This is a genomic window from Streptomyces sp. NPDC056160 (assembly GCF_042268205.1).
In the GTDB taxonomy this organism is placed as follows: Bacteria; Actinomycetota; Actinomycetes; order Streptomycetales; family Streptomycetaceae; genus Streptomyces.
The window spans coordinates 19,015-27,769 of sequence record NZ_JBHJUW010000121.1 but is presented as its reverse complement, the minus strand read 5'-3'; the positions used below and the strand labels follow the sequence as shown (position 1 = coordinate 27,769).

The following is an 8,755-nucleotide window of genomic DNA, read 5'->3' as shown; positions in this document are numbered from 1 at the left end:
TGGGGCGGGGGGAGCCGGCCCGTCTGGTCGGCCCGTCAGGCCGGCCCGGCCTGACGGGCCGCCTTCACGCGGTCGCCGGCGCCCGGTCGGCGAGGTCCACGACCGTGCCCGTCGTCCTGGCGTGCTCGGCCGCCCACACCACGCGGTGGGTGGCCAGGCTCTCCTCGGCGCCCGACAGCAGCAACGGCCTCCGTCAGTGGCCGAGCGTGGCGCGCAGCGAGGGCTGGAGCAGGTCCGCGTGCGCGCGGACCATGTCGTCGCACAGGTCCCAGATGCGTTCCACGGGCAGGGCGGCGGCCGTCGCCGGGTCGGTCATCGCCGCCTGGCGTATCGAGCGGGGGTCGTCCTCCAGGGCCGCCCGTACGACGAGGTCGTTCATGCTCAGGTAGGTGCGGTTGAGCGCCGCGCACTGCGCGGGCAGGGCACCGACCCGGGTGGGCTGCACGCCCAGCCCGTCCACGAGGCAGGGGACCTCCACGGTCCCCGACGCGGGCAGGTTGTCGATCAGCCCGTGGTTGGGGACGTTGCCGTACACCGTGCGGGGCGTGCCCGTGGTGATGCTGTGGATGATCTGCGGGGCGTACTCCATCGTGCCCTCGACGGTGAGCGGGGCGCCCTGGGCGAGGGCGTCGCGGGTGTGCTCGTAGGCGGCGATGTTCTCGTCGACGATGCCGAGGTAGGCCCCGACGGGCAGGCGCAGGCGCTCCACCTCCTCGGCGTGGTGCAGGTACCAGGGCACGTACTCGGAGGAGTGCTCGCTGGTCTCGGTCGGGTAGTAGCCGAGCCGGCGGTACATGTCGACGCGCACCCGGCGCCGCAGCTGGGGGTCGTCCGCGATCAGCGCGTCCAGGCGGGGGTAGAGATCCGCCCCCTCGTGCTCCAGGCGCAGGATCCAGGCCTGGTGGTTGACCCCGGCGGCCCGGTAGGTGACCTCCTCGTGCGGGACCTTGAGCAGTTCGGCCAGGTCGTGGACGGTCCAGTACACGGAGTGGCACAGTCCCACCACGCGGGTCAGGCCGGTCGCCCGCGTGAGGTACTGGACGTTCATCGCCATGGGGTTGGTGTAGTTGAGCAGCCAGGCGTCGGGGCACACCTCGGCGATGTCCTCGCCGAGCGACTTGAGCAGCGGGAAGGTGCGCAGCGCCCGGAAGATGCCGCCGACGCCGAGCGTGTCGCCGATCGTCTGGCGCAGGCCGTAGCGGGCCGGGATCTCGAAGTCGGTGCGGGTGGCGTCCCGCATGCCCACCTGCACGATGTTGATGACGAAGTCGGCGCCCTCCAGGGCCGCGCGCCGCTCGGCGTGGGCGGTGACCCGCACCCGGGAACCACCGGAGGCGGCGCGCTCGTCGGCGATGTACCGGGCGGCTCCTTGCGCGGTGGCGAGCCGTTCGGCGTCGATGTCGTGCAGGGCGATGTGCGCACCCTGGAGCTCGGGGAAGGCCAGCAGGTCGGCCAGGAGGCCCTGGGTGAAGACGACGCTGCCCGCGCCGATGAAGGCGATCTTCGGGGAGCCGGAGGTCATGGAGGTCATCACAGGTTCTTTCCGTTGCGGGTGACGGCGGCCGCGGCCTCGTCCCAGGTGGGCTGGGCCGGCGTTGCGCCGTGGGCCCGGGTGGACAGGGCACCGCAGGCCGCGGCGATCTCTAGAGCGTGTTCGGTGGACAGGCCGCGCAGACGGGCGGCGATGACGCGCAGGGCGGAGGTGTCGACACCGCGGTCCTCCAGCGCGCCGCGCACGGACCGGCCGGCGTCGTCGTCGCCGACCCGTCCGGCGAAGGCCACCTTCAGCCCGAGCCGGGCGGCCCCGCACGCCATGATCGACGCTGAGCCGCCGAGGGTGCGCGCACCGGCGTCCACCCGTCGCTCCCGTCGCCCGAAGGCGTGGGGAGCGTCGAGCGGCCCGACCACGATGTCGCGGTTGGCGTCTCCCATGAGGAGGAGGCCGTAGGCGTGCTGCATGCGGCTTTCCCCGCGGTGCGGACCCGGGCGGGCGGACGTCGGCGGACGGGGTGAGGGCTGCGGCGGCCGGGTCATCCCTTGAGGCCGCTCGACGTGATCGACTGGATGAACGACTTCTGCGCGAACAGGAAGGCGAGCAGCACCGGCAGCACGGTGATCACGTTGCCCGCCATGACGGCGGACCACTTGGTGTGGTGCTGCCCCTGGAACGTCGTCAGGCCCAGCTGGAGGGTGTACTGGGTGTCGTGGTTGATGGCGATCAGCGGCCAGCTGAGGTCGTTCCACGTGGTGAGGAAGGTCAGGACCGCCACCGTGCTCAGCGCCGGCCGGGACAGCGGCAGCACGATCTGCCACAGCACCCGCAGCCGGGAGCAGCCGTCCAGCCAGGCCGCCTCCTCCAGTTCCCTCGGCAGCGACAGGAAGAACTGGCGCAGCAGGAACACGGCGAACGGGGTGACCAGCGAGGGCACGATCAGCGCACCCAGCGTGTCGATGAGCCCGAGCCGCTTCATGACCAGGAACGTCGGGATCATCGTCAGCTGGAACGGGATCGCCATGGTGGCCAGCATCAGGCCCAGCAGGAGCCGGGAGCCGGCGAACCGCATCCGGGCGAACGCGTACCCGGCCAGGGCGCCCAGTACCAGGTTGGACACCACCGCGACCAGGGACACCACCAGCGAGTTGACGAACCAGCGCGGGAACATGGCGTTGCCCAGGACGTAGCGGTAGCCGCCCAGGTCGATGTGGGAGGGCCACAGCGCGGGCGGGAACCGGTTGATCTGCGCGTCGCTCATGACGGAGCTGAGCAGCAGCCAGATCAGCGGCACCGCGAACACCAGGGCGAGCGGGGCCAGCAGCAGGTGCCAGGGGCTGAACGGCAGCCGCTTGCGGGGCCGTCCGCCGTCGGCCGGCCCGCCCGGGGAGGCGGGCGCGGGGGCCGGGGGGAACGCGGTGGGGGCGGGGGTCGTGGCCGTCATCGTGCGGCTCCTTCGAGGCCGGCGGGCCCGGTGGGGCCGGAGCGGCCGTGGTCGTGGGCCCGGCGCCGTACGGCACGGGCGATCCGCGGGACGGCGGCGAGCACGATCAGAGCGAGGGCCAGGGCGTAGGCCGCCGCCGCGCCGTATCCGGCGGTGAAGTTCTTGAAGGCCTGCTCCCAGATGAAGTAGACGATCACCGTGGTGGAGCCGAGGGGGCCGCCCTTGGTCGTCACGTACACCAGGTCGAAGACCTGGAGGGCGTTGATGGTCTGCCACAGCAGGAGGAAGACGAGGACCGGGGAGAGCGCGGGAAGCGTGACGTGGCGCAGCACGTGGCGGCGGCCCGCGCCGTCCAGCCGGGCGGCCTCGACCAGCGAAGGCGGTACGTCCTGGAGCGCGGCGAGCAGCACGACGACGCAGAAGCCGGTGCCGCTCCAGAGCGAGATCGCGACGAGGGCGAGCAGCGCCTGTCCCGGGTCGGTGAGGAAGCCCTGCGGGGAGATCCCGACCTTGTGCAGCAGGGAGTTGGCGGCGCCGAAATCGGGGTCGAGGATGAAGGAGAACAGCACTCCCTGCGCCGTCGCCGAGACGACGAACGGCACGAAGAAGAGGGTGCGGTAGAGGGCCACCAGCCGCAGGCGCTGGTTGAGCGCCAGGGCGAGGAGCAGTCCGAGGCCTATGCTCAGCGGCACGTACAGCACCGTGTACAGCAGGGTGTTGCGCACCGCCTGGCTGAAGTGCGGGTCCTGCGCCAGCGCCCGGTAGTTGGCGAGACCGACCCAGCGGCTGGGGGTGACCAGGTCGTCGGCCTGGAAGGACAGCAGCAGCGACCAGGCCACGGGGACGACGCTCAGTCCCAGGATCACCAGCACCGCGGGCGAGACGAACGCCCAGGCGGTGGCCGTCTCCCCGCCGCGGCGGCGCCGTGCGGAGCCGGAGGGCGGCGGGGTCTGCGGGGCCGTGCCGTCGTGTTCGCCGGCGCCGTCGGGGCGGCGGGAGTTGCGGTGGCTGCGTGTGGGGCCGCGGTCCGCGAGGGTGAGGGGGGCTGGCAGGCGGGGCATGGTGGTCCTCTCAACGCGGGATGAGCAGAGCGGCGTTGGCCTCGCGCGCGCAGTCGCGCAGCGCCTTGGCGGGGGTGCTCCGGCCGATGAGCACCGCGGCGATCGCCTGACCGAGCGCCTGCGAGATCTGCGGGTACGCCGCATGGACGGGGCGCACCCGGGCCGAGGTCAGCGCCTTGGTGAACACCGCGAGGCCCTCGGTCCGCGCCTCCTGCGCACGCCAGGCGGGCAGGGCCTGTGTGCTCCGGCTCAGCGGGAGACTGCCGGCCTGCACGTCCCAGCGGACGTCCTGGGCGGGCTGCGCCAGCCAGGTCACGAAGGTACGGGCCGCGCGGACCCGGGCCGGGCCGTTGTCGAACACGGTCCAGGTGTCGGGGCCCGAGATGGTCACCGGCCGGCCGCTGTAGCTGGGCAGGGGCACCACGTGGTGGTCGATCCCGGCCTGGCGGATGTCCGGCAGCTGCCACGGCCCGGTGACGACCATGCCCATGCGGCCCGAGGCGAAGACCTGGTACATCTGCTCGCCGCCCGGCTTGGGGTCGACGTAGACGCTCCTGTCCCCGGCGAGCGCCGCCACCGTCTGGAGGGCCTTCACACCGCTCTCCTCGAAGCCGATGCGCCGCCCGTCCGGGCCGATGACGTCGCCGCCCAGGTCCCACACCATCGGCCACAGCCGCCACACGGTGTCCTCGTCGCCGACGCCGGGCCAGCCGGTGCCGAAGACACCGCGCCGCCGGTCGGTGAGCTTGGCGGCCGTGGCCACGAACTGCTCCCAGGTCCAGCCGGGCCGGGGCAGCGGCAGGCCGGCGTCGCGGAAGAGCTTCTTGTTGCAGACGACGGCGAGGGAGTCCAGCAGCGCGGGCGAGGCGCGGACGTGGCCGTTGAGGGTGACGGCGGCGCGGGCCGGGGTCCAGAAGTCGTCCCAGGGCGTCGGTCCCGAACGGACGGTCTCGCTCAGGTCGACCACCGAGGGACTGCGGGCGACGCTGGCCAGGTCGGAGCCGAAGACGTAGGCGACGTCGGGGAAGGAACCGGCCGCGAGCGCGGCGGTGATCTTCTGCAGCATCGCGTCGGCGAGGACCCCGCCGCCCGCGTCGACCCGGATGCCGGGATGGGTGCGGTTGAACTCCGCCACCAGCTTCTCGATCGCCGCGCGGCCGGTGTCCGTCTGGCCGTGCCAGAGTTCGACGGTGACCCGGCCGTCGGCGCCGACACCGTCGTCCGTGTGCGCGCCGCAGCCGGGCAGCGCCGCCGTGGCGGCGGCGCTGAGCGCCAGGGCGGTGCCCCGGCGCAGGAGCGTACGGCGGGGAAGTCCGGTGCCGGGGCCGGGCGGACGGTGTGGTGCGGCCATGTGAGCCCCCAGGAGGACGCGTGGCGCGGGACGTCACGCGGACGGGCGGTCCGGCACGGCGGGCCGGTACCGGATGGGACGGTGTGCGGTGGGAGGGTTGCCGCCGCGCCGGGCGGGCGGCACGGAGAGTGCCGTCGCGGGTGCCGGACGGCGCCTGCCGCGGAAGACGGGTGCGCCGGAGTGCGCTTCCCGGGCGGCGGGGAGGAGTCCCGGCGGGGGAGCGGCTCACCAGTGGGGCGGCTCACGAGCGGGGCGGCTCGGAAGCGGGCCGGGGGACGGCAGTGGTGCCCGGTGCGCCGGAAGGAGGAGCCGGACGCACCGGGCGGGTCGTGCGGGTCGTGCGGGGCCGGGCCGGTACCGCGTCAGCAGGTCTTGCGGACGTAGCCGCTGTCGCCGGGAGCCGTGACGTCCAGGTCGCGCAGCACGACGCTGAGCCGGTCGCCGTAGGCGGCGCACACCTTCTTGAGGTTCTTCTCCTGGTACTCGATGACGATGACGTGGTCGCCGAACCCGTCGACGTAGTCGCCGCACTCGTCGTACTCGCCGCACTCCTCGGCGACGGCGAAGTCGAGGCCGGTCTCGGCACGGTCGGTGGAGAAGCCGGACGTGTTCTTCTGCGCGATCGCCAGGCCCTTGCTGTGCGCGTGGTCGGCGAGCAGCCTGACGAACGCCTTCGCGTTGGCCTCGCTGATCAGCTTGGTCCGGTCGTAGGTGTCCAGGTTGTCCGGTTCGACGGCCTTGTAGCCCTTGCTCGCGCAGGTGTCGATCCAGGAGTTCACCTTGGCCGCGATCCGCTGCCGCTTGGCGTCGGTACGGATGTCCAGCATCGCCTCCCCCCAGTTGGTGTCGTACACGACCTTGCCCTGGGCGTCGCGCAGCAGCAGGTCGCCCCACTGGCTCTCGGCGCCCGGCTGGGCCTGGAAGGCGTTGACGTAGCAGATGTTGTAGAGGCCGGCCGCCGGGGCGGCCGTGTAGTCGCGGGTCACGACCTTCACGCCGGCCGGCGGCGTGTAGGCCTTGCCGATCTGGTAGTCGAAGCCGGCGTGCACCGGAGGAAGGGTCACCGTCGCCGCGGTGGTCGCCGCGGGAGTGGCCGGGGTGGTGGCCGCACTGGCCGAGGCGCAGGCGGACAGCGGACAGATGACCGCGGCTGCGGCGGCCACCGCGACGGAAGCGCGCCGGTGCGGCCGGGAACGATCGAAGAGGGACATCTTTGAGCTCCAGAAGATGCGAGGGTACGTCCCCGCCTCGGACCCCCCGTCGGCGCGGGCGGATCCTGGCGACTTTGTCCGGACTTACGGTGTGCGCACCGTGCTACCGGCTGGGCGTACCTCTGACGCCGGGTGCTCAACTCTGGCGTTGGAAGGAGTAAAGCGAGCAACTTTCGCCATGTCAACAGATCGAAGGTGCGCATCTTGTTCATATGGGCAAGGGCGGGAAGTCGCCGCGTGTTCACTCGCCGGAGCCGTTGTCTCCGCTGCCCTGCACCCTGCCCGTTGGCCGCCGGCCGCCCCCGCCGCCCGCCTCCGGCAGCAGGGATCGGCCCGACCCGGTCCGGTCTATGCTCATCGCATGCTGAAAACTGAGCGTCATGCGCGAATACTTGAGCATGTCTCCGCGCGTGGTGCCATCGACGTCGCCGAGTTGTCCCGGTTGCTGAACGTCTCGGGAGCCACGATCCGGCGCGACCTGCAGCACCTGAGCCGGCTGAACCTGCTGCGCCGTACGCACGGCGGCGCGGTCCAGGGCAGGACCGGACCCGAACTGCCGGTCCAGCACCGCACCGAACGACGCCGGCCGGAGAAGCGGGCCATCGCGCGGGCCGCCGCCGAACTCGTGCCCGAAGGCGCGGTCGTGGGGATGACCGGCGGTACCACCGTCACCGAGATCGCACGCGTCCTGGCCGCCCGGGGTTCCGTCACCATCGTGACCAACGCGGTCAACATCGCCGCCGAGATGGTGCCGCACCACGACGTCACACTCGTCGTCGTCGGCGGCTACGCCCGAACCGAGAGCTACGAACTCGTCGGCCCCATCGCGGAGAAGACCCTCGCCGACCACCACACGGACATCACGTTCCTGGGCGTGGACGGGATCAGCGCCGCCCACGGCTGCACGACCCACGACCAGTTGGAGGCGGCGACGGACCGGGCGTTCGCCGCCAGCAGCGACCGGACCGTCGTGGTCGCCGACCACTCGAAGGTCGGCCGGGCCACCTTCGCCCGGATCTGCTCACTGACGGACATCGACCACCTGGTCACCGACCAGGCCGCGCCGGCCGACGCGCTGGCCGCGATCACCGGCACCGGCGTCGCGGTGACCGTGGTGTGACCCGAGCGCCGGACACCCGCGGGGCGCGGGCCGGGCGGACGCGGTGAAGGTGGAGCGGCGCGGCACCCCCGCAACGCAGGGCCGCGGGTAGGAGCACCGCGCAGGGGGCAGGAGGTCCGGGGGCGGACGACCGACGGTGCCCTGCCGGACGGGCCGCACGGACAACAACGGGAGGGCGGGACCATGAGGTCGGAGCAGGTTGCCGGAAGCGTGGTGCAAGCGGTCGTCGTCTACGACGGGCGCCTGCTGCTGGTGCAGGAGCAGGGCGGCTGGAAGCTGCCCTCGGGCGGTTCGGAGATGGCCGAGACACCGGAGGCCACCGCGGCCCGCCTCGTGTACGAGGCGACCGGCTACCTCGTGGACGGCTCGGCGGCGCTGGGGGTGCGGGGCGCGGTGGGCGAGACGGCGCCGACCGCGGTGGTGTGCCAGTTGCTGAGCGAGGACCCCTCCTCCGGGGCGCGGCTCGCGCCGGAACAGGTCCGCTGGGTCCCGGTGGCCGAGACGGCCTGCGCCGAGCTGTCCGGGGTCGTTCGTGACTACCTGGCGGGTCACGCGCCCGCTTGAGGGCCGGGTGCCGCGGCGAGGAACCGCTGCCGGTCGACGATCGCCCGGTCGATCTCCCCGGAGGCGACGAGTTCCCCCGTGCCGTCGACGGCCCGCACGAGGAAGGTGAGCCGCCGGCCCACGGCCGCCACGGGCGCCTCGGCGGCCACCTCCACACAGCCGCCCACCCGGGTGGCGCGCAGGTGCCGGACACGGATCGCCGTGCCCACGGTCGTCCGGCCGGCCGTGATGAAGGGCGCGGCGGCCCGCACGGTGGCCGCCTCCAGCCATGCGATCAGCCGCGGCGTGGCCAGCACGGGCACGTCCCCGCTGCCCACCGACTCCGCGGTGTCGGCGTCGGTCACCTCATGTCGCATCCCACCACGCTACCGCCTCCCTCCCCGCGCGCCCACCGGTGCCCGCAAGCCGACGAGGCGCCCGTGGGCGGGGCGACCGCCTTGTGCGGCAGGGAAGTTCGGGCCCGGGATGTTCCCAAAGGCCTTGACGGCCAGTGAGAACCGTGGGTGACCCCC

At 73.0% G+C, this 8,755-nt stretch carries 9 protein-coding genes; 2 read left to right on the top strand and 7 right to left on the bottom strand.

The annotated features are described in order from the left end of the window. Nucleotides 1–193: 193 nt before the first annotated feature. The 6 genes from ACFC02_RS32540 to ACFC02_RS32515 all read right to left on the bottom strand — a co-directional run bounded on the left by ACFC02_RS32540 (nucleotide 194) and on the right by ACFC02_RS32515 (nucleotide 6,559). Nucleotides 194–1,522 carry an alpha-glucosidase/alpha-galactosidase gene (locus ACFC02_RS32540; RefSeq protein ID WP_376365149.1) on the bottom strand — a complete coding sequence of 443 codons (1,329 nt, stop codon included), beginning with the start codon at nucleotides 1,520–1,522 and terminating at the stop codon, nucleotides 194–196. A gap of 8 nt (nucleotides 1,523–1,530) precedes the next feature. Continuing rightward, entirely contained in the window at nucleotides 1,531–1,959 is a 429-nt protein-coding gene (locus ACFC02_RS32535; protein ID WP_376365147.1) for a PfkB family carbohydrate kinase, read from the bottom strand. Nucleotides 1,960–2,030: 71 nt separating this feature from the next. Continuing rightward, nucleotides 2,031–2,936 (bottom strand): carbohydrate ABC transporter permease, encoded by a 906-nt coding sequence (locus ACFC02_RS32530; protein WP_376365145.1) that lies wholly within the window; start codon nucleotides 2,934–2,936, stop codon nucleotides 2,031–2,033. Next, complete coding sequence (locus tag ACFC02_RS32525; protein ID WP_376365143.1) at nucleotides 2,933–3,997, bottom strand: carbohydrate ABC transporter permease; 1,065 nt, start codon at nucleotides 3,995–3,997, stop codon at nucleotides 2,933–2,935. The genes ACFC02_RS32530 and ACFC02_RS32525 overlap by 4 nt, the downstream gene beginning before the upstream one ends. Before the next feature lie 10 nt (nucleotides 3,998–4,007). After that, on the bottom strand, nucleotides 4,008–5,348 hold the full coding sequence (locus ACFC02_RS32520) for an ABC transporter substrate-binding protein (protein WP_376365141.1): 1,341 nt from the start codon (nucleotides 5,346–5,348) through the stop codon (nucleotides 4,008–4,010). A 362-nt stretch (nucleotides 5,349–5,710) separates the two neighbouring features. Beyond that, nucleotides 5,711–6,559: an endo alpha-1,4 polygalactosaminidase gene (locus ACFC02_RS32515; protein WP_376365139.1), complete on the bottom strand. Its 849-nt coding sequence runs from the start codon at nucleotides 6,557–6,559 to the stop codon at nucleotides 5,711–5,713. Nucleotides 6,560–6,920: 361 nt separating this feature from the next. Here ACFC02_RS32515 and ACFC02_RS32510 point away from each other — a divergent pair, with 361 nt between their 5' ends. Next, nucleotides 6,921–7,679 (top strand): DeoR/GlpR family DNA-binding transcription regulator, encoded by a 759-nt coding sequence (locus tag ACFC02_RS32510; protein ID WP_376365137.1) that lies wholly within the window; start codon nucleotides 6,921–6,923, stop codon nucleotides 7,677–7,679. A 183-nt stretch (nucleotides 7,680–7,862) separates the two neighbouring features. Further along, a complete protein-coding gene (locus ACFC02_RS32505) occupies nucleotides 7,863–8,243 on the top strand; it encodes an NUDIX domain-containing protein (protein ID WP_376365136.1) in 381 nt (126 codons plus the stop codon). Here ACFC02_RS32505 and ACFC02_RS32500 read toward each other — a convergent pair. Continuing rightward, a complete protein-coding gene (locus ACFC02_RS32500; RefSeq protein ID WP_376365134.1) occupies nucleotides 8,228–8,599 on the bottom strand; it encodes a thioesterase family protein in 372 nt (123 codons plus the stop codon). The genes ACFC02_RS32505 and ACFC02_RS32500 overlap by 16 nt on opposite strands. Nucleotides 8,600–8,755 lie beyond the last annotated feature (156 nt).